We start from the raw sequence: 26,113 nt of genomic DNA, 5'->3' as shown, positions 1-26,113 counted from the left end.
TCCTCTTCCGGATAAGATGGTGGAGGAACAGAGTAGGCGGGGAATCCGTCGGAAGTATGGAGAATCATAACGATGTCTGGGGATGATCGCGAACCTATTGGACGTCATGGAAGACCGTCCGGCCGTAAAGTGACAAATAAACCGCCAGTGCGACGTCACCGGGACGACGACTACGAAGAAAATGACGATGCTCAGGACGACTATGACGATCAAGAGGAATACGTAATGCCGCCGCGCAAGCCGCCGGCGAAAGGCAAAGCGCGCCCGCCGCGCAAAAGCGGCAAGCGGCGCCTGCTGGGATTGCTTATCAAGATTTTCCTGGTGGTGGTGATTTTACTGGTGATCTACGGCGTCTACCTGGATGCGCAGATCCGCAGCCGCATCGACGGCAAGGTCTGGCAACTGCCGGCGGCGGTCTATGGCCGCATGGTGAACCTGGAGCCGGGCATGCCCTACAGCAAAAGCGAGATGGTCAACCTGCTGGAAGGGATGCAGTACCGCCAGGTGACCCGCATAACCCGCCCGGGCGAATTCAGCGTGCGCGCCAACAGCATCGATATGCTGCGCCGTCCCTTTGATTTCCCCGACAGCAAGGAAGGGCAGATCCATGCGGTGCTGACGTTTGATCGCGATCATCTGCTGCAAATTCAAAACCAGGATACGCAGCGGAACTTCGGCTTTTTCCGCCTCGATCCGCGCCTGATCACCATGCTGCAATCGCCCAACGGCGAGCAGCGGTTGTTTGTGCCCCGCGCCGGATTCCCCGATCTGCTGGTGGATACCCTGATAGCCACCGAAGATCGTCATTTTTACCAGCATGACGGCATCAGCATCAGCTCCATCGGCCGCGCCTTCCTGGCGAATATTACCGCCGGGCGCGCGGTGCAGGGGGGCAGTACGCTGACCCAGCAGTTGGTCAAGAATTTGTTCCTGACCAATGAGCGTTCCCTGTGGCGCAAGATCAACGAAGCCTATATGGCCGTGATCCTCGATTACCGCTATAGCAAGGATCGCATCCTTGAGCTGTATCTGAACGAAGTCTACCTCGGCCAGAGCGGCAGCGAACAGATCCGCGGATTCCCGTTGGCAAGCCTCTATTATTTCGGCCGGCCGGTGGATGAACTCAGCCTGGATCAGCAGGCCATGCTGGTGGGCATGGTCAAGGGCGCATCGCTGTACAATCCCTGGCGTAATCCGCAAATGGCGCTGGAGCGGCGTAACCTGGTGCTGAAGCTGTTGCAAAACCAGCAGGTTATCGACGAGGATTTGTATAATATGCTGAGCGCGCGTCCGCTGGGGGTGCAGCCGCGCGGCGGGGTGATTACGCCGCAGCCGGCCTTTATGCAAATGGTGCGTCAGGAGTCTGCAGGCGAAGCTGGGCGACAAGATTAACGATTTGTCCGGCGTGAAAATATTCACCACCCTGGATCCGATTTCGCAGGACGCGGCGGAAAGAGCTGTGGAGGCCGGTGTGCCGGCCCTGCGCGCCGGGCGCGGCGTCAGCGACCTTGAGAGCGCTATGGTGGTGGTGGACCGCTTTAGCGGCGAAGTGCGCGCCATGGTCGGCGGTTCCCAGCCGCAATTCGCCGGATTTAACCGCGCCATGCAGGCACGGCGTCCGGTAGGGTCGCTGGCAAAACCGGCCACCTACCTGACCGCGCTGAGCCAGCCGGATAAGTACCGCCTGAACACCTGGATCGCCGATGAGCCCATTTCACTCAAGCAGCCGAACGGGCAGCTGTGGGCGCCGAAAAACTACGATCGCCAGTTTCGCGGCAAGGTGATGCTGGTCGATGCGCTGGCCAATTCGCTTAACGTGCCGACGGTCAACCTGGGGCTGGCGGTGGGCCTGCCGGATATCGTCGCCACCCTGCAAAAACTGGGCATCCCGAAAGAGGTGATTAACCCGGTGCCGGCCATGCTGCTGGGGGCCATCAGCCTCACGCCGATGGAAGTGGCGCAGGAATACCAGACCATTGCCAGCGGCGGCAATCGTGCGCCGCTGTCGGCGGTGCGCTCGGTGATAAGCGAGGACGGCAAGGTGCTTTACCAGAGCTTCCCGCAGGCGGAGCGCGTGGTGCCGGCCCAGGCGGCGTATCTGACGTTATACGGTATGCAGCAGGTGGTGGCGCGCGGCACGTCGCGTTCGCTGGCGGTGAAATTCCCCAATTTCCATCTGGCCGGTAAAACCGGTACCACCAATGATTTGCGCGATAGCTGGTTTGCCGGCGTGGACGGTAAAGAGGTGACCATCAGCTGGGTAGGGCGCGACAACAACGGCCCGGCCAAGCTGACCGGCGCCAACGGCGCGCTGACGATTTACCGCCGTTACCTGGAAAACCAGCCGCCGCTGACGCTTAACGTGATACCGCCCGAGGAGATCAACCAGATGTCCATCGACTATGCCGGCAATTTCGTCTGCAACAGCGACAGCAGCATGCGCGTGATCCCGGTCTGGACCGACAGTCCGCAGGCGCTGTGCCAGGCCAGCCAGGCGGTGGCCCAGCAGCCGGCGCAAACGCCGCCTGACCAGCAGCAGTCGGGCCAGCAGCCGCCGCAACAGGAGCAGCAGGAGGGCAGCGACGGCGTCGCCGGCTGGATCAAGGATATGTTCGGCAAATAGCTCGCCACCCCGGCTTGCCGGGGTGGGTTTGTTGACCAGGCGAAGGAACGCCGGCGATAGGCATTCTGTCGCCGCGCGATGCCTGGCGGCGACCTGCGAGGAAAAATCAGTTGCGATACTGCTAATTATTGAAGGAAACTGCTATTATTGCTTCTTTGAATAATTATCATTTGCTTTATTGGGCTTATGCAAGATATCGCCACACCTCTAGCCAACGCTTCCGTCGCCAGGAACGCCACTTTTGCCCTGGATCAGGTGAGTTTCTCGGTACCCGGACGGGTATTACTCCAGCCGCTGTCCTTCACTTTTCCCCAGGGCAAGGTCTGTGGCCTGATAGGTCATAACGGCTCCGGAAAATCCACCCTGCTGAAGATCCTGGGCCGTCATCATGAGGCCAGCGGCGGCGTGGCGCGCCTGAATGATAAACCGCTGGCGGACTGGGAAAGCAAGGCTTTCGCCCGGCAGGTGGCGTATCTGCCGCAGCAACTGCCGGCGGCGGAAGGCATGACGGTGCGCGAGCTGGTGGCCCTGGGGCGTTATCCCTGGCACGGCGCGCTCGGCCGCTTCGGCAGCGCCGATCGCCGGCATGTGGAGGACGCCATCGAGGTGGTCGGCCTGCCCTCGCTCGCCCACCGTCTGGTGGACAGCCTTTCCGGCGGCGAGCGTCAGCGCGCCTGGCTGGCGATGACCCTGGCGCAGGATAGCCGCTGCCTGCTGCTGGATGAGCCCACCTCGGCCCTGGATATCGCCCATCAGGTGGACGTGCTGGCCTTGATTAAGCGCATGAGCCAGGAGCGCGGCCTGACGGTTATCGCGGTATTGCATGATATCAATATGGCGGCGCGCTACTGCGATTACCTGACGGCGCTGCGCGGCGGCGCAATGATTGCCCAGGGATCGCCGCTGGAGCTGATGCGCGGCGACGTGCTGGAAACCATTTACGGTATTCCTATGGGCATCCTGCCGCATCCGGGCGGCGGCGCGCCGGTGAGTTTCGTGTTTTAATGCGCCGGCGTGATCAGACCCTGGGACGTCTGCGCCCCCAGCGCGCGACCGGCGCCCTTGCGACGGTTGAGAGTCCGGGTATTGACGGCGGCCGCCGACGGCTGCTGGCCGCCCTGCTGCTGTCGCCCTTGTGCTGCGGTCTCGCGTCCTGGGGGACCGCGGCCCGGGGGGCGACCGATCGGACGGCAACGGGCGGATCCGTCCCGTCGCTGCCCTATCAGCGCATTATCGCCCTTGAATGGCTGCCGGTGGAGCTGCTGTTCGCCCTCGGCGTTACGCCGCTGGCCGTCGCCGGCACCCGGGATTACCGCTTATGGGTACAGGAGCCGGTGCTTCCGGCCTCGATTGTCGATGTCGGCCAGCGCACCGAACCTAATTTCGAACTGATCACCGCCCTCAAGCCGGACTTGATCCTGTATTCCCAGGGCTACGGGCCGCGCCCGGAACAATTGCGCGCCATTGCCCCCGCCATGGGGTTTAGTTTCACCGACGGGCAGGGGCGGCCGCTGACCACCGCGCGCGCCGGGCTGCTGGCCCTGGCGCAGCGCCTGGACAGGATGCCCGCCGCCCTGGCCCATCTGGCGTCTTTCGACCGCGAACTGGCCGAAACCTGGCCGCAGCTGGCGTCATATCGCCGCCAGCCCCTGCTGATATTTTCCCTGATGGACGATCGTCACGCCCTGATCATCGGCGGCACCAGTTTATTCGGCCAGGTCATGGACCAACTGGCGCTAGCCAACGTCTGGCAGGGAGAAAATAATTTCTGGGGCACGGCGGTGGTGGGAATTGAACAACTGGCGACGCTGCCCCTGGCGCGGGCCATATGCCTGGATCACGGCGACGCCGCGCTGACGGCGCGCGTGGCCGCCACGCCGCTGTGGCAGGCCATGCCGTTTGTGCGCCGGAATATGTTGCGCACCGTGCCGGCCATCTGGATTTATGGCGCCACTCTTGCGGCCCTGCGTTTTTGCCGCATGCTGCAGCATATGGAAAAACAATGGTGAGGCCATGAACCGTCGTAGCGCGCTTTTCCCGTTTAGTCTGCTGACGCTGCTGGCCCTGGGCGCGCTGGCGCTCAGCGCCTATAACGCCCAGCAGGTGCTGCCGGGCCAGCTATGGGCCGGGGCGCTGTGGCGGCCCGATATGCTGGATATCCGCCAGGTTATCTTCCACTACAGCACCTTGCCGCGCCTGGCGGTAGCGCCGCTGGTGGGCGCCGGCCTGGCGCTGGCCGGCGTGCTGTTCCAGCAGGTGCTGCGCAATCCGCTGGCCGAACCCTCGACCCTGGGCGTCGCCAGCGGCGCGCAATTGGGGGTCACCGTCACCACGCTGTGGCTGCTGCCCGGCGGAGCGCTGACCCAGCAGTTGGCGGCCCTGCTGGGCGCGCTGGTCATCGGCGCGTTGGTCTTCGGCGTGGCCTGGGGAAAACGCATGTCGCCGGTGACCCTGATCCTGGCGGGCCTGGTGCTGAGCCTGTACTGCAGCGCCGTTAACAGCCTGCTGGCCATCTTCCATTACCAGCAGTTGGAAAACCTGTTTTTATGGAGCAGCGGGGCGCTTAACCAGCAGGACTGGGGCCAGGTAAGGTTCCTGCTGCCGCGTCTAGGGCTGGGGCTGCTGCTGGCCCTGCTGCTGATTCGCCCCATGACCTTGCTGGGCGTGGACGACGCCGTGGCGCGCAATCTCGGCCTGGGGCTGTCAACCGCCCGGCTGGCGGCGCTGGTACTGGCTATCGTGCTCAGCGCGTTGTTGGTGAACGCGGTGGGCGTGGTGGGGTTTATCGGCCTGTTCGCGCCGCTGCTGGCGAAGCTGCTCGGCGGCCGGCGCCTGCTGCCGCGCCTGCTGCTGGCGCCGCTTATCGGCGCGCTGCTGCTGTGGTTTACCGATCAGGTCATGGTCTGGCTGGCGCGCGCGTGGCGTGACGTGCCCACCGGCGCGGCCACCGCGCTGATTGGCGCGCCGATCCTGCTCTGGCTGCTGCCCCGGCTGCGCCATGCCGTGGCGCCGGCGCAGCCGGGGCATGACGACGCGCCCCGCCCGGAGCGCGCCAATCCCGCGCTGTGGGCCGCGGGCGGATTGGCGTTGTTGCTGGCGCTGTTGTGCGTGGCGCTGATGCTGGGCCGTAACAGCCTGGGATGGAACTGGGCCGGCGGCGACGAGCTGCTGCGCCTGCTGCCCTGGCGCTGGCCGCGTACGCTGGCGGCATTAAGCGCCGGTGTGATGCTGGCCGCCGCCGGCACCCTGATCCAGAAACTGACCGCCAATCCCATGGGCAGCCCGGAAGTACTGGGTATCAGCGCCGGCGCCGCGTCGGCGGTGGTGTTGATGATGTTTTGGCTGCCCGGCGATGTCTTTATTTGGTTATTGCCTGCGGGTAGCCTGGGCGCCGCGCTGACGTTGGCGGCCATTTTGCTGGTGGCGGGACGGCGGCATTTTTCCACCCAGCGCATGCTGCTGGCGGGCATAGCCCTGGGCACCGCGTTCACCACGCTGGTGACCCTGCTGCTGGCCAGCGGCGATCCCCGCCTCGGCGGCCTGCTGACCTGGATTTCCGGATCGACCTATGGCGTGCAGGCGCCGCAGGCGGTAACCAGCGCAGTGACGGCGCTGGTACTGTTGCTGCTGGCGCCCTGCTGCCGCCGCTGGCTTAACGTGCTGCCGCTGGGCAGCGCAACCGCCCGGGCCCTGGGCCTGCCGCTGGCGCGCGCCAGGCTGGCTATCCTGTTGCTGGCGGCGGTGCTGACCGCCGGCGCCACGCTGACCGTCGGTCCCTTGAGTTTTATCGGTTTGATGGCGCCGCATATGGCGCGGATGCTCGGCTTTCGCCGGGCGATGCCGCAGCTGGTTATGGCCGCGCTGCTGGGCGCGATGCTGATGCTGCTGGCCGACTGGGCCGGGCGCATGGCGATGTTTCCCGACCAGATCCCGGCGGGCCTGCTGGCGACCTTTATCGGCGCGCCGTATTTTATCTTTCTGCTGCGCCGCCAGGATCGCTGATGGGAGGGGGCTTACAGCCGGGCAAAACTGCGGCGGGCGGCGCCGATGGTCTGCGTCAGATCCTCGTCGCTGTGCGCCAGCGACATAAAACCGGCTTCAAACGCCGACGGCGCCAGGTAAACCCCTTCCTCCAGCATCATATGGAAAAAGCGTTTAAACCGTTCCACATCGCAGGCCATGACATCCTGATAGCCGGTCACCGCGGGCGCGTCGGTAAAGAAGATACCGAACATGCCGCCGACGTGGTTTACCACCAGGGGAATGTTTTCCGCCCGCGCCGCCTCCAGCAATCCCCGCGCCAGGCGATCGGTCAGATCGGTCAGCGCCGGATAAATGCCGGGGCGTGAAATCTCGGTCAGGCAGGCATAGCCCGCGGCCATGGCAATCGGATTGCCCGACAGCGTGCCGGCCTGGTAAACCGGGCCGGTGGGCGCCAGCGCCTGCATCACCTCGCGCCGGCCGCCAAACGCCCCCACCGGCATGCCGCCGCCGATGATTTTACCCAGGCAGGTCAGGTCCGGCACCACGCCGTAATAGGACTGCGCGCCCGCCAGGGCCACCCGAAAACCGGTCATGACCTCGTCGATAATCAGCAGCGCGCCGAATTCATCGCACAGGGCGCGCAGGCCGGGCAGGAACGCCGGCAGCGGCGGTACGCAGTTCATATTGCCGGCCACCGGCTCGACGATAATGCAGGCGATCTCGCGCGGATAGAGTTCAAATACCTGCCGCACCGAATCCAGATCGTTAAAGGCGCAGGTGAGGGTGTGTTTGGCGAAATCCGCCGGCACGCCGGGAGAACTGGGCTGGCCGAGGGTCAGCGCGCCGGAGCCGGCCTTGACCAGCAGGCCGTCGGCATGGCCGTGATAACAGCCTTCGAATTTGATGATTTTATCGCGGCCGGTATAGCCGCGCGCCAGGCGAATGGCGCTCATGGTGGCCTCGGTGCCGGAGTTCACCATGCGCACCATATCCATGGACGGCACCAGTTCGGTCACCAGGGCGGCCATTTTGACCTCGATTTCGGTGGGCGCGCCGAAGCTCAGGCCGCGCCCGGCCGCCTCGATAACCGCCTCGCGTATCGCCGGATGGTTATGGCCCAATACCATCGGCCCCCAGGAACCGACATAATCGATATAATCCTTTCCGTCCACATCATACAGCCTGGCGCCATCCGCCCGCGCGATGAACAGCGGCGTGCCGCCGACGCCGTTAAACGCGCGCACCGGTGAATTAACCCCGCCGGGGATAAGCTTTTGCGCCTGGGCGTACAGATTTTCGGAATGGCTCATGAAACGGCTCCTGAAGAAAGAATAAAACGTTAACCCCGATAGTGTAATAAACTGGCAGGCAATAAGACATCTTTGTTGGGTGCAAAAACGCAAAACCGCCAGCGGCCTTGTCAGCACGGATTGACAAGCATTTTTGTAATACAATTATGCCTGACAGACAGTGTGATAGCGTAAAGTCCGTCGAATACTATGCCAAATAAGGTAGATTGCTCCGATGCCAGAACCCTTTCCTGCCGCGACCTCAGTGCCGGCCGGACGCCTTGCCCGCGTCCAGATGTTCAGCCGGCTCCTGTATCAAGATAAAACCCCGGTAACCGTACTCGCCATGGCCGCTCTCGTCGGTACCCTGGTGGGCGGGGTGGGCGTGGCATTTGAAAAAACGGTTGACTGGATGCTCGCCTGCCGTATCGCCGCCCTGGCCGACTTACCGCAGCGCTGGCTGGTGCTGGTGCCGGCTGCGTTTTTTGCCTCAGGGGCGTTGGCCATGATCGGCTATTACCTGGTGCGTAAATATGCGCCCGAGGCGGGAGGCTCAGGTATTCCGGAAATTGAAGGCGCGCTGGAGGAACTGCGTCCGGTGCGGTGGTGGCGGGTGATCCCGGTTAAGTTTTTCGGCGGCATGGGTACGCTCGGCGCGGGCATGGTGCTGGGGCGCGAGGGACCGACGGTCCAATTGGGGGGAAATATCGGTCGCATGGTGCTGGATATGGTTGGCATGCGCAGCGCCGAGGCCCGGCATTCCCTGCTGGCAGCCGGCGCGGCGGCGGGATTAACGGCGGCGTTTAACGCGCCCCTGGCGGGGATCCTGTTTATCCTGGAAGAGATGCGGCCGCAGTTTCGCTATAACCTGATTTCAGTCAAGGCGGTATTTATCGGCGTTATCATGTCGAGCATCGTATTTCGCCTGTGCAACGGCGATCGTTCGGTCATCGACGTCGGCAGGCTGGCCGGCGCGCCGGTCGGTACTCTCTGGCTTTACCTGGTGCTGGGAATGCTGTTCGGCGTGGTGGGCGTGGTATTCAATACATTGATATTCCGCGCGCAAGATATGTTTTTACGCTTGCATGGCGGCAAATGCGCCAGATTTGTGATCATCGGCGGCATACTCGGCGGCCTGTGCGGTATTTTGGGTCTGATGCATCCCGAGGCCGCCGGCGGTGGTTTTGCCCTGATTCCCCTGGCAGCGGCGGGGCATTTTACCGCCCGCACCTTGTTGTTTATCTTTCTGGCCCGTATGTTGACGACCCTGCTGTGTTTCGGTTCCGGTGCGCCGGGCGGCATTTTTGCGCCCATGCTGGCGCTGGGAACCTTATTGGGCACGGCTTTCGGCATGATCGGCTGCCAATTATTTCCTGAGTATGCCTTGCAGCCCGGCACTTTTGCGATTGCGGGCATGGGAGCCTTATTTGCCGCCTCGGTGCGCGCGCCCTTGACCGGGATCGTGCTGGTGCTGGAAATGACCGACAATTATCAATTAATATTGCCGATGATTATCACCTGTCTGGGCGCAACGCTGCTGGCTCAGTTTTTAGGCGGCAAACCGCTCTATTCAGCAATCCTTGCCCGTACCTTGCAACGACAAACGCCCCCGCTGCCGGCGGATGCGCGATCGCACGCAGCGATAAACAAAATATCCTGAATGCGCAATACTTGAACGTAATTGACAGGTAGCGGATAATGAACATCCACATCGGGTTGTTATGCCTTCAGCCTGATGATTCTGGTTGGCGCGTTGGGAGTAGAGTAATGAGTGAAACTGCGGTACTGCCTTTACAATTTACCGATTCAGCGGCGAAAAAAGTGAAGCATCTGATAGCGGATGAAGAGAACCCGAACCTGAAATTGCGGGTTTATATCACCGGCGGTGGCTGTAGCGGCTTCCAGTATGGTTTTACTTTTGACGATAAAATCAACGAAGACGATTTGACCATTGAAAAACAAGGCGTTGCGCTGGTGGTAGACCCCATGAGCCTGCAATACCTGATCGGCGGTTCGGTGGATTATACCGAAGGGCTGGAAGGATCACGTTTTATCGTGACCAACCCGAACGCCAAGACCACCTGCGGCTGCGGATCGTCGTTCAGTATCTAAACCCCCGTCGGCACGCGTTCGATGATACCGGTACGGCGCGCCGCACCGGTTTTTTTATGTCCGCGTTTCGAGCGCGCGGGTCGGGCCGTTTATTTCCGGTCCTCAAGCGCAAAGGTCGGCAGCTTCAGATGCCAGCGGATCGCCGCCAGCCGGATGCCGAGCGTTATCGCCATGCCCAATACCGACGCGTGCTGGGCGCTGAGGTGGAAAACATGGAAAGCGGTGGTGTGGGCGATGCCGCCGATAATGCAGGCGGTGGCGTAAACCTCGGTACGCAGTATCATCGGGATTTCCCGCGCCAGCACATCCCGGATAATGCCGCCGCCCACGCCGGTGATAACGCCCATGCATACCGCGATCAGCGGGCCGGTGCCGCTGGCGAACGCCTTGTTGACGCCGATGCCGACAAATACCGCCAGGCCGATGGCGTCCAGCACCGGCAGGATCCATGTCGGCAGTTGGCGGGGTTGCCTTATCACCAGTATGGCGACAAAACAGGTAACCATCGCCACCACCAGATCGGTGGGATCCCGCACCCAGAACACCGGGCCGTTATTCAGCGCCATATCCCGGATGGTGCCGCCGCCCACCGCGGTGACCACCCCCAGCACCAGCACCCCGAACGGGTCCATGCGCAGTTTGCCGGCCAGCAGCACCCCGGACACGGCGAATACCGCCGTGCCGAGCACATCAAGAAAACCGAGCATCAGCGCGCTCCCGTGGCGGCGGCATCCGCCAGTTGCCGGCACAGCGCCTGCGCCGCCAGCAAAATGCGCGGCCCGCTGCGGTTAAACCAATCCTCGTTCAGCGCTATCACCGGCACGTCCAGCTGCGGCTGCCAAAAGTTCCTGATGGCGGTGACGCGCTCCTCGCCGCCGGCGACGACAATCACTTGCGGTTTACGGCTCAAGACCTGTTCGCGGCCCACCTGCGGCCAGGGAACCGGGCTGTCGGCAAAGATATTGCGCGCGCCGCACAGCGCCAGGATCTGGCTTTGCAGCGTCTGCTTGCCGGCGGTAAACAACGGCTGGGTGCCGAACTGCATGAACACCCGCGCCGGCGGATTGCCGGCGTAGCGGCGTTTCAGGTCCGCCGCCTGCTGGCGCACGGCGCGGGCGGCCTGGTGAGCCTGTTCGGGATGGGGGCTGTAGCGCGCCAGGCCATCAAGCGCGCGCGCCATATCTTCCACGCTCAGCGGATCGAGATAGACAATCGGGATACCGAAGGCGGCCAATTGATCCAGTTCACGCTGCGGATTGCCGCCGCGCCAGGCCAGGATAAGATCCGGCTTTAGCGCCAGCACCCGCTCCACGTTGATGCCCTGCCAGGAGGCGACCTGCTCGAGCTTTTGCGCGGCGGGAGGATAATCGGACCAACTGCTTACCGCCACCAGGACTTCTCCCATGCCGGCGGCATACGCCATTTCGGTGGCGTGGGGCGCCAGGCTGACGACCCGATGCGCCGCCCAGGCCGGCGGGGCGGCCAACAGCGCCAGCAGCAACGCGGCCAGGCCGCGCGCGCGGCTATCGCGCCGGGCCCGCGATCCCAGGGCCGATGCGTGCTTACGGATAGCAAACCAGGCCGGCAGCAGCATGGCCAGCGCATGCCTGCGGATAATAAACCAAGTCGGCGCCGGCATGGTCAGCGCGCGCGTAGGGATAGCCGGGCGCGTCACCCGGATGGGCGACATTACTGCCGCTGTCCGGCCAGGGTCTGCAGCATGGCCGCCACCAGGCGGCTGGACTGTTTGGCCGCCACCGCCAGGAATTCGTCAAAGCTAAGGTGAGACGCCTTGTCCGCCACATCGGAAATGGCGCGCACCACCACGAACGGCACCGCGAACTGGTGGCATACGTGGGCAATGGCCGTGGCTTCCATTTCCACCGCGATAGCCTGGGGAAAGGTGGCGCGGATACGGCTCAGAGGGTCGGCGCCGTTGATAAACGCGTCGCCGCTGACCACCAGGCCGCGCACGGCGTGCTGATCCAGCCGGGCGATGCAGCTCTCCGCCAGCGCGATCAGCGACGCGTCCGCGGCGAAGGCCGCCGGGCATTGCGCCATTTGCCCCGGTGCGTAACCAAAGGCGGTGACATCCACATCGTGATAACGCACCTCGTCGGACACGACGATGTCCCCGACATTCAGGGATGCGTCCAGACCGCCGGCGGAACCGGTGTTGATAACATAATCCGGCTGGAAATGATCCAGCAGCAGCGTGGTGCCGAGCGCGGCCGAGACCTTGCCGATACCGGATTTCACCAAGGCCACGTCGACGCCATGGAGCCGGCCGCTGTAAATATCGCATCCCGCCTGCTGCCAGGTGGTGCGGCCTTCTATCTGGTCGCGCAGCAGGGCCACTTCCTGTTCCATCGCGCCGATAATGCCTACTCTCATCTGGTTGTCCTTCTGGTTAAGAAACAGTGGATAATAAATAGTGAATAGTAACGTAGCCGTTTAATCGGCGCCGCCATTCTATCACGGCCGCGGCCGGGAAATAATTGTCGCCGCTGTTGCATTTAGCGGCGGGTATGGGTATCACGGTATAAGAAATCATCCCGGGGAACATGATGTCCGCAATCGACTTTAGCAAGAAACTCAGTTTTCAGCGCCCGTTCAGCCATCCCATCGTCGCCGAGGATGAATATAGCGTCATCCGCCAGTTTGAAAGCGATCGGGGGCGGATTATCAATTCCGCCGCCATTCGCCGCCTGCAGCAGAAAACCCAGGTCTTTCCCCTGGAACGCAACGCGGCGGTGCGCTCCCGGCTGACCCATTCCATGGAGGTGCAACAGGTCGGACGGCATATCGTCAAAGAAATCTTCCACCAGCTCAAACGCGAGCGGCGCATCGCGCCGCTGGGGCTGGAGCAGTTGGAGGCGCCGTTTGAAAGCATCGTGGAAATGGCGTGCCTGATGCATGATATCGGCAATCCCCCGTTCGGTCATTTCGGCGAGGCGGCCATCAACGACTGGTTCAGCCAGCGCCTGGACATCGCCGGCCTGGGCAACGAGGCCCAGGGTAACGATCGTTGCCGGGTCGAGGTATTGCGCCTGCGCGCCGGCGAGGATGACGACAACGCGCTGCGCAGCCGTATCCGGCTCGATTTGTGTCATTTCGAAGGCAATGCCCAGGCCATCCGCATGGTGCACAGCCTGCTGAAGCTGAACCTGACCTATGCCCAGGTGGGCTGTATTTTAAAATATACCCGTCCGGCCTATTGGCGCGGCGCGATACCGGCCGAATTCAGCTATCTGATGAAAAAACCGGGCTACTATCTTGCCGAGGAAGAGTATGTCAAAGCGTTGCGCGAACAGCTGGGGCTGGGGGAATTTCATCGCTTCCCGCTGACGTATATCATGGAAGCCGCCGACGATATTTCTTATTGCATCGCCGATCTCGAAGATGCGGTGGAAAAAAAGATCTTTACCGTCGAACAGCTTTATAACTACCTGCAACAAGAATGGGGCGGCGTGGAGAAAGGCGATTTATTTGAAAAGGTGGTCGGCCAGGCATTCGATAAGATAATGCGCAACCAGGGGCTGCGCAGCGGCGATCAGTTTTTTATGTATTTGCGGGTAAATACCGTGGCACGGCTGGTGCCCCATGCGGCAAAACGGTTTCTCGATAATCTGTCGCCGATATTCGACGGATGCTTTAACCAGGCGCTGCTGGAAGATTCCAGTCCGGCTTACCGCTTATTGAAAATATTCAAAGGCGTGGCCTTCAAACATGTGTTCAACCATCCGGAAGTAGAACAGCTGGAATTACAGGGCTACCGGGTTATCAGCGGCCTGCTGGAAATCTACAACCCCCTGCTGGATATGCCGCTGGCGGCGTTTCGCGAGCTGGCGGCGCAGGATGACCACCGGGACTACATGATCCCCACCCGCCTGTTTCATAAATTATCCACCAAACATCGTCTGGCTTATGGTGAAGCGGTAGCCGGGTTAAATCGCTACCCGTCGCGCCAGCAGCCCATGATGGAATTTTATTATCGGGCGCGTTTAATTCAGGACTATATTAGCGGCATGACCGATCTTTATGCCTGGGATGAATACCGCCGCTTAATGGCCGCGGAGTAAGTCAGGGTTAGCGCAGTATTTGTAAATACGCCCAATACTTTTTTACCATTATGGTTTTTTTGCTACTGAACTTCGGGTTATTTGATTAATCTCACAGATACGACCACAGCAATGGGTCCGCATCATTACCTGATACTTACAGTTGAGACAATGTTAAATGAAAAAAACTTCTTTGGTCCTGAGTGCGCTGGCATTGTGTCTGGGTGTGGCGCTGGCGCCTGTTTCATTGTATGCGGCGGAAACCGCCTCGACCAATCAGCAGCTCCCAAGCCTGGCGCCGATGCTGGAAAAAGTCATGCCATCGGTGGTCAGCATCAGCGTCGAAGGCAGCACCGCCGTCAGTTCGGCGCGCGTGCCCGAGCAGTTCCAGCAGTTCTTTGGCCAAGATTCCCCGCTGTGCCAGGAAGGGTCGCCTTTCCAGGCGTCGCCCCTGTGCCAGGGCGGCGATGAGGACGGCGGCGACGACGGCGAGGGCAATACCCCGCCGGCCAAGGAAAAATTCATGGCGCTGGGCGCGGGTGTGATTATCGATGCCCAGAAAGGCTACGTGGTGACCAACAATCATGTGGTCAACGACGCCACTAAAATCCAGGTGCAGCTGTATGACGGCCGCCGGTTCGACGCCAAGATCATCGGCCGCGATCCCCGTTCCGATCTGGCGCTGGTGCAGCTGATCGACTTTAAAAACCTCACCGCCATCAAGATGGCCGATTCGGACCAACTGCGGGTCGGCGATTATACCGTGGCCATCGGCAACCCTTACGGCCTGGGGGAAACCGCCACCTCGGGTATTGTGTCCGCGCTGGGGCGCAGCGGGCTGAATATTGAAAACTATGAAAACTTTATCCAGACCGATGCCGCCATCAACCGGGGCAACTCGGGCGGGGCGCTGGTTAACCTCAACGGTGAGCTTATCGGCATCAATACCGCCATACTGGCGCCGGACGGCGGCAATATCGGTATCGGCTTCGCCATTCCCAGCAACATGGTGAAAAACCTGACGGCGCAGCTGGTGGCCTATGGCCAGGTCAGGCGCGGCGAAATCGGCATTCTCGGCACCGAGCTCAATCCGGAGCTGGCCAAGGCGATGAAAGTCGACGCCCAGCGCGGCGCGTTTGTCAGCCAGGTGATGCCTAAATCCGCCGCCGAAAAGGCCGGGGTGAAAGCCGGCGATGTCATCGTCACCATGAACGGCCGGCCCATCAACAGCTTTGCCGCGTTCCGGGCGGATGTCAGCTCGCAGCCGGTCGGCACCAAGGTCCAGCTCGGCCTGCTGCGCGACGGCAAGCCGGTAACCGTCGATGTGATCCTGGAGCAGAGCACCCAGCCGCAGCTTGATTCGGGCAATGTCTTTACCGGCATCGAAGGCGCGGAATTGAGCAACATGGATACCGGCGATCAGCAGGGCGTCAAGGTGGACAATGTCAAGGCGGGCAGCACCGCGGCGAAAGTCGGCCTGAAGAAGGGCGATATCATCCTGGGCGTCAACCAGCAGCCGGTGCAGAATATCGGCGAACTGCGTAAAATCCTGGATGCCAAGCCGCCGATACTGGCGTTAAACGTCAAACGCGGCGATACCACGCTTTACCTGCTGGCGCAGTAATCCCCCGCGTCCGGCTCTCGCCACCAAGACGGCGTCATCACGACGCCGTCTTTTTTTGCCCGAAAGAATGTGATATCCCGCACAAAATAAGCGAGCAAGATCACGCTTTGTGCTTCTGCACAATGTATGAGCGCCAACACCCGGGTATAATAGGGCAAAGGGCTTAACAGAACCGAGGCGGGGATGGCAACGTATCATCTTGATGCGAAATTGGCGCAAGAAATTGTGGCAAGAACGATGCAGATTATCGACAGCAATATCAACGTGATGGATGCGCGCGGCCGCATTATCGGCAGCGGCGATGAAGAGCGGGTCGGTGAACTGCACGAAGGCGCGTTATTGGCCCTGTCGCAGGCCCGGGTCGTGGATATCGACGACGGCGTGGCCCGGCATTTGCACGGGGTACGGCCCGGTATCAACCTCCCGCTGAAAATCGACGGCAATATCGTCGGCGTTATCGGCCTGACCGGCAATCCCAGTCAACTGCGGCAGTATGGCGAGCTGGTCTGCATGACGGCGGAAATGATGCTGGAGCAGGCGCGCTTGCTGCATATGCTGGCGCAGGACAGCCGGCTGCGCGAGGAACTGGTGCTGAATTTAATCCGCGCCGAGGAAGTCACGCCGGCGCTGATCGAATGGGCCCAGCGGCTGGGAATTGATATCAACCAGCCCAGGGTGGCGGCGGTGGTGGAGGTGGACAGCGGGCAGTTCGGCGTCGACAGCGCCATGGCGGAGCTGCAGCAGTTGCAAACGCTGCTCACCACGCCGGAGCGCGATAATTTGATCGCCATCGTATCGCTGACGGAAATGGTGGTGCTGAAACCCGCGCTGAACAGCCACGGGCGCTGGGATGCCGAAGAGCATCGCCGGCGGGTGGATACGCTGTTTTCGCGCATGACCGAAAGCAGCCGCCTGCGGGTACGTATCGCCCTGGGCAATTTTTTCCCCGGCGCCGGCGGTATTGCGCGCTCCTGGCGTACCGCGCGCACCACCATGTCGGTGGGCAAGCAGCGGCTGCCCGAGCAGCGCCGTTATTTTTATCCCGACCTGATGCTGCCGGTATTGCTCGACAGCCTGCGCGGCGGCTGGCAGGCCAGCGAACTGGTGCGCCCGCTGGCAAAACTCAAGGCCATGGATAACAATGGCCTGCTGCGCCGCACGCTGATTGCCTGGTTTCGCCATAACGTTCAGCCCACGCCTACCTCCAAGGCGCTGTTTATCCACCGCAACACCCTGGAGTACCGCCTCAACCGTATTTCGGAAATGACCGGCCTGGATCTCGCCAACTTTGACGATCGGCTGCTGCTCTACGTGGCGCTGCAACTGGATGACGAAGCCTGATCCCATCGTCCGCGGCCCAACCCATGTCGCCGGTAAACTCAGGGTACGGCGGGCCGTACCCTGGATGGGTTAACGCAGCATCGCCGGCCGTTTCCGGTCAAAGGTCCAGCCGGGAATCAGATACTGCATCGCCTGCGCGTCATTGCGCGCGCCGGACGGCATGCGCTTGTAAAGCTCATGCTGCCGTTCGATTTGCGCCATATCGATTTCCACGCCGAGCCCCGGTTTACCGTTGAGTGTGATCGCGCCGTCGACGATTTGCAGCGGTTCTTTGGTCAGATGCTCGCCTTCCTGCCAAATCCAGTGGGTATCCAGCGCGGTGGGCTTACCGGGCGCGGCCGCGCCGACATGGATAAACATCGCCAGCGAAATATCAAAATGGTTATTGGAATGACAGCCCCAGGTCAGGCCCCATTCATCGCACAGCTGCGCCACGCGTATCGCGCCCTGCAGGGTCCAGAAATGCGGGTCGGCCAGCGGAATATCAATGGCGTTAAGCTGTACCGCGTGGTTTAGCTCGCGCCAGTTGGTGGCAATCATATTGGTCGCCACCGGCAGCCCGGTGGCCCGTTTGAATTCCGCCATCACCTCGCGCCCGGAAAAGCCCTGCTCGGCGCCGCAGGGGTCCTCGGCATAGGCCAGCACGCCGCGCATATCCTGGCACAAATCGATGGCTTCCCTAAGCGACCAGGCGCCGTTGGGGTCGATGGTAATACGCGCGTCCGGAAACCGCCTGGCCAGCGCCGTCACGGTCTCTATTTCGCTGGCGCCGGCCAGCACGCCGCCCTTGAGTTTGAAATCCTTGAAGCCATAACGATCCTGCGCGGCTTCCGCCTGGCGCACCAGGGCGTCGGTGGTCATGGCCGTCTCGCGGCGCAGCCGGTACCAGTCATGGGACGGCCGGCTGGGCCCGGCCTGATAGGGCAGGTCGGTCAGGCTCCTGTCGCCGACATAAAACAAATAGCCCAGCACAGGCACGCTGTCGCGCTGCTTACCAGGACCGAGCAGCTCCGCCACCGGCACGCCGAGATGTTGGCCCATCAGATCCAGCAGCGCGGCCTCGAGAGAGGCCACCGCGTTTACCCGCAGTTCAAAGGTCCAGGCGCCCTGGGCGAAAGAATCAAAATCGTTGCTGACATGCCCCTGGTGCACGTCGTGCACGATGCGGTTAAGCGTCGCCAGCGGCTGGCCCACCACCCGTTGCCGGGCGGCCAGCAGCGTGTTTAAAATCACCTCGCCGCCCGGGGCCTCGCCGACGCCGGTATGCCCGGCATTGTCGGTAAGGATGACAATATTGCGGGTAAAATAGGCGCCGTGGGCGCCGCCGATATTCATCAGCATGCTGTCATGGCCCGCGACCGGGATAACCTGCATGGCGGTCACCGTCGGCGCACCGTTAAAATCGCTGTGATCCATTCCCTACTCCTGCGGTTGCAAACTGCTATGTCAAAAAAAACCTTACGCCGTCAGCGGCTTAAGCACCAGGCGTTGAATCTTGCCCACGATAAACAGATAACTCAAAATCACCACCAGGCCGTTGGCGGCGACATAAATCAGGGCGCCGTCAAAGGATCCGGTTTTATTCAGGATATAACCGATGACAATCGGCGTGGTGATGGCGCCGATTTGCGTCACCAGGTTCAGTACGCCGCCGCTCAGGCCGACGATTTCTTTCGGCGCGGTGTCCGCGTTGACCGTCCAGCCCAGCGCGCCGATGCCTTTGCCGAAGAACGCCAGCGACATGGCCGCCACCACCACCACGTCGGAAGTGGTGTAGTTGCAAATCACCATACTGGTGCACATCAGCATGCCGATAATGATCGGCGTCTTGCGCGCCACCGACAGCGAAAATCCTTTGTTAAGCAGATAATCGGAGAAAATACCGCCGAGCACGCCGCCGATACAGCCGCAGATCGCCGGCAGCGCGGCGACAAAACCGGCCTGCAGGATGGACATGCCGCGTCCCTTCACCAGATAGATGGGGAACCAGGACAAGAAGAACCAGGTGATGGCGTTAACGCAATAGTTGGCCAGGTAAATACCCAGCAGCATCCGGCTGGAAAGCAACTGCTTGATATACCCCATCTGCGGTCCGGCCTCGGTTTTCTGGTGGGCCGCCGCGTTATCCATATCCACCAGGCCGCCGCCGGCGCGGATATACTCCAGCTCCTGCTTGCTGACCTTCGGGTGGTCGAGCGGGCTGTACACGGTCTTGAACCAGACCAGGGATAGCACCACGCCCACCACGCCCATGACGATAAATACGTATTCCCAGCTTACTTCCTGGGTAATCCATCCCAACAGAGGATTGAAGATCACCAGCGCGGCATACTGGGAAATATTAAATATCGCCGAGGCGGTGCCGCGTTCCCTGACCGGGAACCAGGCGGAGACGATGCGGCTGTTGGCCGGCATCACCGGCGCCTCGGCGAACCCGACCATAAAGCGCAGGATAAACAGCATCATCGCCGCGGAGGCGAAGAAGTGCACAAACCCCTGCATAAAGGTAAATATCGACCAGATCAGAATGGCGGCGCCATAGATGATTTTTGAACCAAACCGATCCAGCAGCCAGCCGCCCGGCAGCTGCGCCAGGGTATAAGCCCAGCCGAACGCCGAGAAGATATAGCCCATTTGCAGCGGGTCGAGCCCCAGGTCGGCGGCGACGTGTGGACCGGCAATGGACAGGGTGGAACGGTCGGCGTAATTAACCGTACTGATGATAAACAGGATTGCCAGGATCCAAAACCTGGAGCGGGTTTTGTGGGTGGCGACGGAAATTGAGTTTTCGGCCATGATTCCTCTTCCCGGTAGGGGAATGTGATCGGGATATCGGGTACGTAGGTAGGGCGTCCCGCGTTGCTTTATAGCTATTATCGTCTTATGGTAGCGCTGACATTTTTGTGGCCGATGACTTCCGGCACGGGTAAGCAAGAGCTGAGTATAAGGGGAAGGGGTTGGCCGTACATTGTGCTGATGACTGAATGAAAAGTGGCAAAACAAGGGGTTTTAAGGCGAACGAACAGGGCGGTGTGACCTGGGTCGAAGATCCAGGGAAACTTGTGATCGGTATAACATATCAGTGCAATCGACTGTCGGTCCTTTTTTAAAATGGTGTTTCATTTCAAGAAGTTATTATTTTTGCCGTTTCAGGATCGGGGTCACATAAAATAATCCCGATTCGGGAGATGGCTCACGGCAGGTCATTAAAACGGCAATTTCAGTCCAGATTCTTCGTCAAGGCTTATGCATCTGCATAATGTCAGGGGCTTGCCATGACGTTATAGTCATGCCAGCGTTTCCGTTTGCGACGGTTCTCCGTCTCCGTATTGTGCCCTTTGCCAAGGAAAAAATATGACTCCTGTTATCACCACGATGCAAGTCATCCCGGTTGCCGGCCATGACAGCATGTTGCTTAACCTCAGCGGCGCCCATGGCCCGTTTTTCACCCGCAATATCGTTATTCTTACCGACAACGCCGGGCATACCGGCGTGGGGGAAATCCCAGGCGGAGAAAAAATACGCCAGACCCTGGAGGACGCCGCCGCGCTGGTGGTCGGCCAGCCCCTGGGCGAATATAAAAATGTCATGAGCGCCGTGCGCCGGCAATACGCCGATCGGGATGTCGCCGGCCGGGGCCTGCAGACGTTCGATTTGCGCATTACCATTCATGTCGTCACCGGCATCGAGGCGGCGATGCTTGACCTGCTGGGCCAGTTCCTGGAAGTGCCGGTGGCGGCGCTGCTGGGCGAGGGGCAACAGCGCGACGAGGTGGAAATGCTCGGCTACCTGTTTTATATCGGCGATCGCCTGCGTACCGATTTACCTTACCGCAGCCAGGCGGATGAGACCTGCGATTGGTATCGGCTGCGGCATGAACAGGCGCTGACGCCGGCGGCGGTGGTGCGCCTGGCCGAATCCGCCTATGAAAAATACGGTTTTAATGATTTCAAGCTCAAGGGCGGGGTGCTGGCCGGGCAGGAGGAAGCCGCGGCGGTTACCGCCCTTGCGGCGCGTTTTCCCCAGGCGCGCATCACCCTGGACCCCAACGGCGCCTGGTCGCTCGCCGAGGCCATCGCCCTGGGCAAACAACTGCGCGGGGTGCTGGCCTATGCCGAGGATCCCTGCGGCGCCGAGCAGGGCTTTTCCGGCCGCGAGGTGATGGCGGAGTTCAAGCGCGCCACCGGCCTGCCCACCGCCACCAATATGATCGCCACCGACTGGCGGCAAATGGGGCATACCCTGGCGCTGCAATCGGTGGACATTCCCTTAGCCGATCCGCACTTCTGGACAATGCAGGGGTCGGTACGGGTGGCGCAGCTGTGCCACGAATGGGGCCTGACCTGGGGCTCTCATTCCAACAATCATTTCGATATTTCGCTGGCGATGTTCACCCACGTGGCCGCCGCCGCGCCGGGAAACATCACCGCCATCGATACCCACTGGATCTGGCAGGAAGGGGACCAGCGCCTGACCAGGGAGCCGCTGCAAATCGTCGGCGGTAAAGTCAAGGTGCCGGAAAAACCGGGGCTCGGTATTGAACTGGATAGGGATCAACTGATGAAGGGCAATGCGCTCTATCAGCAACATGGCCTTGGCGCGCGTGACGACGGCATCGCCATGCAATACCTGATCCCCAATTGGCGCTTCGATAATAAACGTCCGGCGCTGGTGCGCTAGCGCTGGGCGGCGCCCCGGTCCGCCTTGGGCGTGGGCGCCGTGGCGACAGCCGCAGGCTAATCCTGGGGTAAAAAAAAAGGCCGGGAGCGATTCCCGGCCAACCTATCAAAGTTCATTCACACATAGCAAAGGGTGGTTCAGTGGTGGTAAGGGTAATCAGGTCACCGGCGCCGGGTTGAATACCGACAGGGCGTTATGAATGCCCCATTGATCGGACCAGGTTTTTTTGCGGCCGCTGGCGATATCCAGGATCAGTTCAAACAATTGCCAGCCCACGTCTTCAATGGTTGCCCTGCCGGTGGCGATGGAACCGGCGCTGATATCCATCAAATCAAACCAGCGGTCGGCCAGCGCGTCGCGCGTCGCCATCTTGATCACCGGCACGGCCACCAAACCATAGGGTGTGCCGCGCCCGGTGGTAAATACCTGTATGGTGATGCCGGAGGCAAGCTGCTGGGTACCGCAAATAAAATCACTGGCGGGGGTGGCGGCGAAAATCAGCCCCTTTTTCGTCGGACGCTGGCCGGGGGAGAGCACCTCCACAATGGCGCTGGTGCCTGATTTGGCGATGGAACCGAGCGATTTCTCAACAATATTGGCCAAACCGCCTTTTTTATTGCCCGGGGTGGTATTGGCGCTGCGATCGCTTTTACCATCGTCAAGGTAATTATCATACCAGGCCATTTCCTCCAGCAACCGGCGTCCCACCTGTTCGTCAGCCGCCCGCGGCGTCAGCAGGTGGATGGCGTCGCGCACTTCGGTCACTTCCGAAAACATCACCGTCGCGCCGCAGCGCACCAGCAGATCGGAGGCAAAGCCCACCGCTGGATTGGCGGTTACGCCGGAGAACGCATCGCTGCCGCCGCACTGCGTGCCCACCACCAGATCGGATACCGGGCAGGTTTGGCGCTGGCGGGTGTTCAGACGCCGCAGATGATCTTCCGCTACCTGCAGAATATCATCCACCATGGACTTGAAGCCCACGTGTTTTTCGTCCTGGAGACGGGTGATGCTCACCCCCGGGCGTTCCACCGCGATGGGAATTTGATCCTCGGTGCCGGCCAGCAGGCGTTCGGGCGGCAATTTTTCGCAGCCCAGGCCAATCACCATGATTTCGCCGCCGAAATTCGGGTTGAGGGAGATATTATGGATGGTGCGAATCGGCACCACCGCGGCGGGCGCATTAATGGCCACGCCGCAGCCGTACAGATGGCTTAGCCCGACCACGCCGTCGACGTTGGGGTATTTTGGCAATAGATCGCGTTCAATCAGTTTCACCACGTATTCAACCACGCCGGCCACGCATTGTACGCTGGTGGTAATGCCCAGCAGGTTTTTAGTGCCGACGCTGCCGTCGGCATTCCGGTATCCTTCGAAGGTATAGCCCTCCAGCGGCGGCAACGTCGGCGGGACCTTGGTGGCCAGCGGCAGGGTTTCCAGCGCCGGGGCCTTGGGCATCTCGACCAGCGATTCATCAATCCAGCTGCCCTGTTTGATTTCACGCAAGGCATAGCCAATCACTTCGCCATAACGGACGATATCGCCGCCGATAGCGATATCGCGCAGGGCGACTTTATGCCCTTGCGGAACATGCTCGATTAATTTCAAGCCGTCCGCGAATTGAGTGCCGGCCGGCAAACCATTATTGTTCACGATAATCGCGACGTTATCGTCGACGTGAACTTTGATATACAATGCCTTTTCCGCATTGGTCATTATTGTTGATGACATAAACGTCTCCGCAAATACTAATCTGTTGTTATAACCCGAACCAGCGTTCAGCCAGGATAACAATACGGGTGATGAGGATATTATATGCGGAATAGGGGCACTTCTCATTGTGCAAATGCACGATTTTATAGCGGCTATACCCGGGATTTATTTGTCATATGTTCAGTATAATGTGATAAAGGTCACCCTTCATTCGCGGCAGAATCCACGCCAAAAAATAACGTGACGACCGTCGTGCTTTCACGTGCTCATGTCCAAAAAATCGGTTATTTTAGGCTTAATTGTTGTGCTTATGCATAGTGCCATTTTTCACGATGGTTTTTATACTATGCAGGTCAGTTAAATAAGACACCAACCGGCCTACCGGTGAAATAAAAAGACTCTTACGAGAAAATATTAACTCACGATAAAAAAGCGCAACGCAAAAAATAGTGTGGTAATGATTTTTTGTGTTCCCGAAGTTTATCGCCTGATTAGAGCGTATTCAATGAGCACGACACCTCTGGTTTCAAGTAGAACAAAAACACATGTCCGTTATGTGATTTTATTAATTATCTTCCTGGTCACCGCGGTTAACTACGCCGATCGGGCAACCCTGTCCATTGCCGGTTCCGATGTCGCCAAGACGCTGGGGCTGGACGCCGGGCAAATGGGGCAGATATTCGCCGCGTTTGGCTGGGCTTACCTTATTATGCAAATTCCCGGCGGCTGGCTGCTGGACCGTTTCGGGTCCAAACGCGTTTATACCTACAGCCTGTTTTTCTGGTCGCTGTTTACGCTGCTGCAGGGATTCGTCGGCTTTTTCCCGGTGGCTTACGCGGCGATGACGCTGTTTATCCTGCGCTTTATGCTGGGTTTCTCCGAGGCGCCGTCTTTCCCGGCCAATGCGCGCATCGTCGCCGCCTGGTTCCCCACCATTGAACGCGGCACCGCGTCGGCGATTTTTAACTCGGCGCAGTATTTCGCCCTGGCGATATTTTCTCCCATCCTGGGCTGGCTGACCTATTCCTGGGGATGGGAACATGTCTTCACCGTCATGGGCGTGCTGGGTTTCATCATGACGATGGTGTGGATCAAATATATTCAAAACCCGAATAAACACCCCCGCGTTTCGCAGCAGGAGCTGGATTACATCGCCGCCGGCGGCGCCATGGTCGATATGGACACGCCAAAAGACGGCAAAAAAGACGGCCCGCGCTGGGATTATGTCAAACAGATGCTGACCAACCGCATGATGCTCGGCGTATTTTTCGGCCAGTATTTCATCAACAGTATTACCTGGTTCTTCCTGACCTGGTTTCCGATTTACCTGGTGCAGGATAAGGGCATGTCCATCCTGAAAGTGGGCCTGATTGCCTCGATCCCGGCGCTGTTCGGTTTTGCCGGCGGCGTCCTGGGCGGCGTGGTTTCCGATATTCTGATCAAGCGCGGCCACTCGCTGACCGTGTCGCGTAAGATACCGATCGTCGTGGGCATGCTGCTGGCCACCAGCATTATCTTGTGCAACTACACCAACAATACGGTCATCGTGGTGGCGCTGATGGCGCTGGCGTTCTTCGGCAAAGGCTTCGGCGCCCTGGGCTGGCCGGTGATTTCCGATACCGCGCCGAAAGAAGTGATCGGCCTGTGCGGCGGCATATTCAATGTGTTCGGCAACGTGGCTTCCATCGTTACGCCGCTGGCTATCGGTTATATGGTCAAGGAATTGCATTCATTCAACGCCGCGCTGATCTTTGTCGGCTGTTCCGCCCTGGCGGCCATGCTGTGCTACCTGGTGGTGGTCGGCGAAATCAAGCGACTGGTGCTGGTTAAATCCTGATATCGCGGGCCCGGCGTTTTGGGGCCCGCTACTTTCTGTTTCATTGCATAGAGGTAAATTATGAACACTCCACTACTGCCTAACCGTTTTCGCCAGGGGTTACTTCAGGGGGAAACCCAGATTGGGTGCTGGTGCGCGCTGGCAAATCCCATTACCACGGAAGTATTGGGCCTGGCGGGATTCGACTGGCTGGTACTGGACGGTGAGCACGCACCTAATGACGTCGGCACGTTTGTTCCGCAGCTGATGGCGCTTAAGGGCAGCCACAGCGCGCCGGTGGTGCGTCCGCCAACCAATGAGCCGGTGATTATCAAACGCCTGCTGGATATTGGTTTTTATAATTTCCTGATCCCGTTTGTCGAAACCGAAGAGCAGGCCCTGCGCGCGGTATCCTCCACCCGGTATCCACCCGCCGGCATCCGCGGCGTGTCGGTTTCCCATCGTTCCAATATGTTTGGCACCGTGCCGGACTATAACGCCACCATCAATGACAATATCACCGTGCTGGTGCAGATCGAAAGCCAGGAAGGCGTGGACAATATCGACGCCATCGCCGCTGTGGATGGCGTCGACGGTATCTTTGTCGGCCCGGGCGATTTGTCCGCGGCGCTGGGTTACCTGGGACAGCCGGGCCATGAAGCGGTGCAAAGCGTCATCCGCCATATTTTTGCCCGCGCCAAGGCCCATGGCAAGCCGAGCGGCATCCTGGCGCCGGTGGAAGCCGACGCCCGCCGTTATCTGGAGTGGGGCGCCACCTTCGTTGCCGTCGGCAGCGATCTCGGCGTATTCCGCGGCGGCACCCAGGCGCTGGCCGACAAATTTAAAAAATAACTGACATGGCGCGTCTGA

General features: G+C 60.4%; 18 protein-coding genes and 1 pseudogene. 12 read left to right on the top strand and 7 right to left on the bottom strand.

The features are described 5' to 3' along the window. The first annotated feature begins 72 nt into the window (after window positions 1-72). The 4 genes and pseudogenes from mrcB (at window position 73) to fhuB (ending at window position 6,625) form a co-directional block, all read left to right on the top strand. Window positions 73-2,623, top strand: a pseudogene (gene mrcB / locus ACL2XF_RS15680) (bifunctional glycosyl transferase/transpeptidase). Between the two features lie 186 nt (window positions 2,624-2,809). Continuing rightward, complete coding sequence (fhuC, locus tag ACL2XF_RS15675; protein WP_413727138.1) at window positions 2,810-3,628, top strand: Fe3+-hydroxamate ABC transporter ATP-binding protein FhuC; 819 nt, start codon at window positions 2,810-2,812, stop codon at window positions 3,626-3,628. Then, window positions 3,628-4,632 carry a Fe(3+)-hydroxamate ABC transporter substrate-binding protein FhuD gene (fhuD, locus tag ACL2XF_RS15670; RefSeq protein WP_413727137.1) on the top strand — a complete coding sequence of 335 codons (1,005 nt, stop codon included), beginning with the start codon at window positions 3,628-3,630 and terminating at the stop codon, window positions 4,630-4,632. The genes fhuC and fhuD overlap by 1 nt, the downstream gene beginning before the upstream one ends. Before the next feature lie 4 nt (window positions 4,633-4,636). Further along, complete coding sequence (gene fhuB / locus ACL2XF_RS15665) at window positions 4,637-6,625, top strand: Fe(3+)-hydroxamate ABC transporter permease FhuB (RefSeq protein WP_413727136.1); 1,989 nt, start codon at window positions 4,637-4,639, stop codon at window positions 6,623-6,625. A gap of 11 nt (window positions 6,626-6,636) precedes the next feature. Here the strand turns inward: fhuB and hemL are convergent, their stop codons facing one another. Next, a complete protein-coding gene (gene hemL / locus ACL2XF_RS15660; protein ID WP_413722160.1) occupies window positions 6,637-7,917 on the bottom strand; it encodes a glutamate-1-semialdehyde 2,1-aminomutase in 1,281 nt (426 codons plus the stop codon). A gap of 214 nt (window positions 7,918-8,131) precedes the next feature. Between hemL and clcA the strand changes: the two genes are divergently transcribed. Beyond that, the gene (gene clcA, locus ACL2XF_RS15655; protein WP_413727135.1) at window positions 8,132-9,556 is read left to right on the top strand and encodes a H(+)/Cl(-) exchange transporter ClcA; all 1,425 of its coding nucleotides are present in this window, start codon (window positions 8,132-8,134) and stop codon (window positions 9,554-9,556) included. A gap of 107 nt (window positions 9,557-9,663) precedes the next feature. Next, window positions 9,664-10,008, top strand: a complete 345-nt coding sequence (erpA, locus tag ACL2XF_RS15650; RefSeq protein WP_162363924.1) for an iron-sulfur cluster insertion protein ErpA — start codon at window positions 9,664-9,666, stop codon at window positions 10,006-10,008. 89 nt (window positions 10,009-10,097) lie between these two features. Here the strand turns inward: erpA and ACL2XF_RS15645 are convergent, their stop codons facing one another. Genes ACL2XF_RS15645 through mtnN form a run of 3 tightly spaced genes read right to left on the bottom strand, consistent with a single transcriptional unit; the run spans window position 10,098 to window position 12,402 of the window. After that, on the bottom strand, window positions 10,098-10,715 hold the full coding sequence (locus ACL2XF_RS15645) for a TRIC cation channel family protein (protein ID WP_410016372.1): 618 nt from the start codon (window positions 10,713-10,715) through the stop codon (window positions 10,098-10,100). Then, window positions 10,715-11,698 carry a vitamin B12 ABC transporter substrate-binding protein BtuF gene (btuF, locus tag ACL2XF_RS15640; protein WP_413727134.1) on the bottom strand — a complete coding sequence of 328 codons (984 nt, stop codon included), beginning with the start codon at window positions 11,696-11,698 and terminating at the stop codon, window positions 10,715-10,717. The genes ACL2XF_RS15645 and btuF overlap by 1 nt, the downstream gene beginning before the upstream one ends. Continuing rightward, on the bottom strand, window positions 11,698-12,402 hold the full coding sequence (mtnN, locus tag ACL2XF_RS15635; protein WP_410016370.1) for a 5'-methylthioadenosine/S-adenosylhomocysteine nucleosidase: 705 nt from the start codon (window positions 12,400-12,402) through the stop codon (window positions 11,698-11,700). The genes btuF and mtnN overlap by 1 nt, the downstream gene beginning before the upstream one ends. A gap of 173 nt (window positions 12,403-12,575) precedes the next feature. On the opposite strand from mtnN, the gene dgt reads away from it, so the two are divergent. From dgt to ACL2XF_RS15620, 3 genes are all read left to right on the top strand, one after another. Continuing rightward, entirely contained in the window at window positions 12,576-14,090 is a 1,515-nt protein-coding gene (gene dgt, locus ACL2XF_RS15630; RefSeq protein ID WP_413723547.1) for a dGTPase, read from the top strand. A 157-nt stretch (window positions 14,091-14,247) separates the two neighbouring features. Further along, window positions 14,248-15,693: a serine endoprotease DegP gene (degP, locus tag ACL2XF_RS15625; protein WP_413727133.1), complete on the top strand. Its 1,446-nt coding sequence runs from the start codon at window positions 14,248-14,250 to the stop codon at window positions 15,691-15,693. Window positions 15,694-15,876: 183 nt separating this feature from the next. Then, window positions 15,877-17,034 carry a CdaR family transcriptional regulator gene (locus tag ACL2XF_RS15620; RefSeq protein WP_410016368.1) on the top strand — a complete coding sequence of 386 codons (1,158 nt, stop codon included), beginning with the start codon at window positions 15,877-15,879 and terminating at the stop codon, window positions 17,032-17,034. Window positions 17,035-17,103: 69 nt separating this feature from the next. Here the strand turns inward: ACL2XF_RS15620 and ACL2XF_RS15615 are convergent, their stop codons facing one another. Further along, window positions 17,104-18,450: an enolase C-terminal domain-like protein gene (locus ACL2XF_RS15615; protein ID WP_413727132.1), complete on the bottom strand. Its 1,347-nt coding sequence runs from the start codon at window positions 18,448-18,450 to the stop codon at window positions 17,104-17,106. A 42-nt stretch (window positions 18,451-18,492) separates the two neighbouring features. Further along, window positions 18,493-19,830 carry an MFS transporter gene (locus ACL2XF_RS15610; protein WP_413727131.1) on the bottom strand — a complete coding sequence of 446 codons (1,338 nt, stop codon included), beginning with the start codon at window positions 19,828-19,830 and terminating at the stop codon, window positions 18,493-18,495. A gap of 558 nt (window positions 19,831-20,388) precedes the next feature. Here ACL2XF_RS15610 and gudD point away from each other — a divergent pair. After that, window positions 20,389-21,714, top strand: a complete 1,326-nt coding sequence (gene gudD, locus ACL2XF_RS15605) for a glucarate dehydratase (protein WP_410016365.1) — start codon at window positions 20,389-20,391, stop codon at window positions 21,712-21,714. A gap of 156 nt (window positions 21,715-21,870) precedes the next feature. On the opposite strand, the gene garD is transcribed toward gudD, so the two are convergent. Further along, complete coding sequence (gene garD, locus ACL2XF_RS15600; RefSeq protein WP_413727130.1) at window positions 21,871-23,445, bottom strand: galactarate dehydratase; 1,575 nt, start codon at window positions 23,443-23,445, stop codon at window positions 21,871-21,873. Window positions 23,446-23,932: 487 nt separating this feature from the next. Here garD and ACL2XF_RS15595 point away from each other — a divergent pair, with 487 nt between their 5' ends. Beyond that, window positions 23,933-25,264 (top strand): MFS transporter, encoded by a 1,332-nt coding sequence (locus tag ACL2XF_RS15595; RefSeq protein WP_413727129.1) that lies wholly within the window; start codon window positions 23,933-23,935, stop codon window positions 25,262-25,264. Between the two features lie 60 nt (window positions 25,265-25,324). Further along, window positions 25,325-26,095: a 2-dehydro-3-deoxyglucarate aldolase gene (garL, locus tag ACL2XF_RS15590; RefSeq protein WP_410016362.1), complete on the top strand. Its 771-nt coding sequence runs from the start codon at window positions 25,325-25,327 to the stop codon at window positions 26,093-26,095. Window positions 26,096-26,113: the final 18 nt, after the last annotated feature.

The organism is Sodalis sp. RH19 (assembly GCF_047324215.1).
Classification (GTDB): domain Bacteria; phylum Pseudomonadota; class Gammaproteobacteria; order Enterobacterales; family Enterobacteriaceae; genus Acerihabitans.
Note: the sequence above shows the minus strand (reverse complement) of the source record. Positions and strands in the feature narration are given on the sequence as shown.

Excerpts from the sequence above, each read along its gene's own strand:
- fhuC (WP_413727138.1), top strand. The coding sequence starts at position 2,810 with ATGCAAGATATCGCCACACCTCTAGCCAACGCTTCCGTCGCCAGGAAC.
- fhuD (WP_413727137.1), top strand. The coding sequence starts at position 3,628 with ATGCGCCGGCGTGATCAGACCCTGGGACGTCTGCGCCCCCAGCGCGCG.
- fhuB (WP_413727136.1), top strand. The coding sequence starts at position 4,637 with ATGAACCGTCGTAGCGCGCTTTTCCCGTTTAGTCTGCTGACGCTGCTG.
- hemL (WP_413722160.1), bottom strand. The coding sequence starts at position 7,917 with ATGAGCCATTCCGAAAATCTGTACGCCCAGGCGCAAAAGCTTATCCCC.
- clcA (WP_413727135.1), top strand. The coding sequence starts at position 8,132 with ATGCCAGAACCCTTTCCTGCCGCGACCTCAGTGCCGGCCGGACGCCTT.
- erpA (WP_162363924.1), top strand. The coding sequence starts at position 9,664 with ATGAGTGAAACTGCGGTACTGCCTTTACAATTTACCGATTCAGCGGCG.
- ACL2XF_RS15645 (WP_410016372.1), bottom strand. The coding sequence starts at position 10,715 with ATGCTCGGTTTTCTTGATGTGCTCGGCACGGCGGTATTCGCCGTGTCC.
- btuF (WP_413727134.1), bottom strand. The coding sequence starts at position 11,698 with ATGTCGCCCATCCGGGTGACGCGCCCGGCTATCCCTACGCGCGCGCTG.
- mtnN (WP_410016370.1), bottom strand. The coding sequence starts at position 12,402 with ATGAGAGTAGGCATTATCGGCGCGATGGAACAGGAAGTGGCCCTGCTG.
- dgt (WP_413723547.1), top strand. The coding sequence starts at position 12,576 with ATGTCCGCAATCGACTTTAGCAAGAAACTCAGTTTTCAGCGCCCGTTC.
- degP (WP_413727133.1), top strand. The coding sequence starts at position 14,248 with ATGAAAAAAACTTCTTTGGTCCTGAGTGCGCTGGCATTGTGTCTGGGT.
- ACL2XF_RS15620 (WP_410016368.1), top strand. The coding sequence starts at position 15,877 with ATGGCAACGTATCATCTTGATGCGAAATTGGCGCAAGAAATTGTGGCA.
- ACL2XF_RS15615 (WP_413727132.1), bottom strand. The coding sequence starts at position 18,450 with ATGGATCACAGCGATTTTAACGGTGCGCCGACGGTGACCGCCATGCAG.
- ACL2XF_RS15610 (WP_413727131.1), bottom strand. The coding sequence starts at position 19,830 with ATGGCCGAAAACTCAATTTCCGTCGCCACCCACAAAACCCGCTCCAGG.
- gudD (WP_410016365.1), top strand. The coding sequence starts at position 20,389 with ATGACTCCTGTTATCACCACGATGCAAGTCATCCCGGTTGCCGGCCAT.
- garD (WP_413727130.1), bottom strand. The coding sequence starts at position 23,445 with ATGTCATCAACAATAATGACCAATGCGGAAAAGGCATTGTATATCAAA.
- ACL2XF_RS15595 (WP_413727129.1), top strand. The coding sequence starts at position 23,933 with ATGAGCACGACACCTCTGGTTTCAAGTAGAACAAAAACACATGTCCGT.
- garL (WP_410016362.1), top strand. The coding sequence starts at position 25,325 with ATGAACACTCCACTACTGCCTAACCGTTTTCGCCAGGGGTTACTTCAG.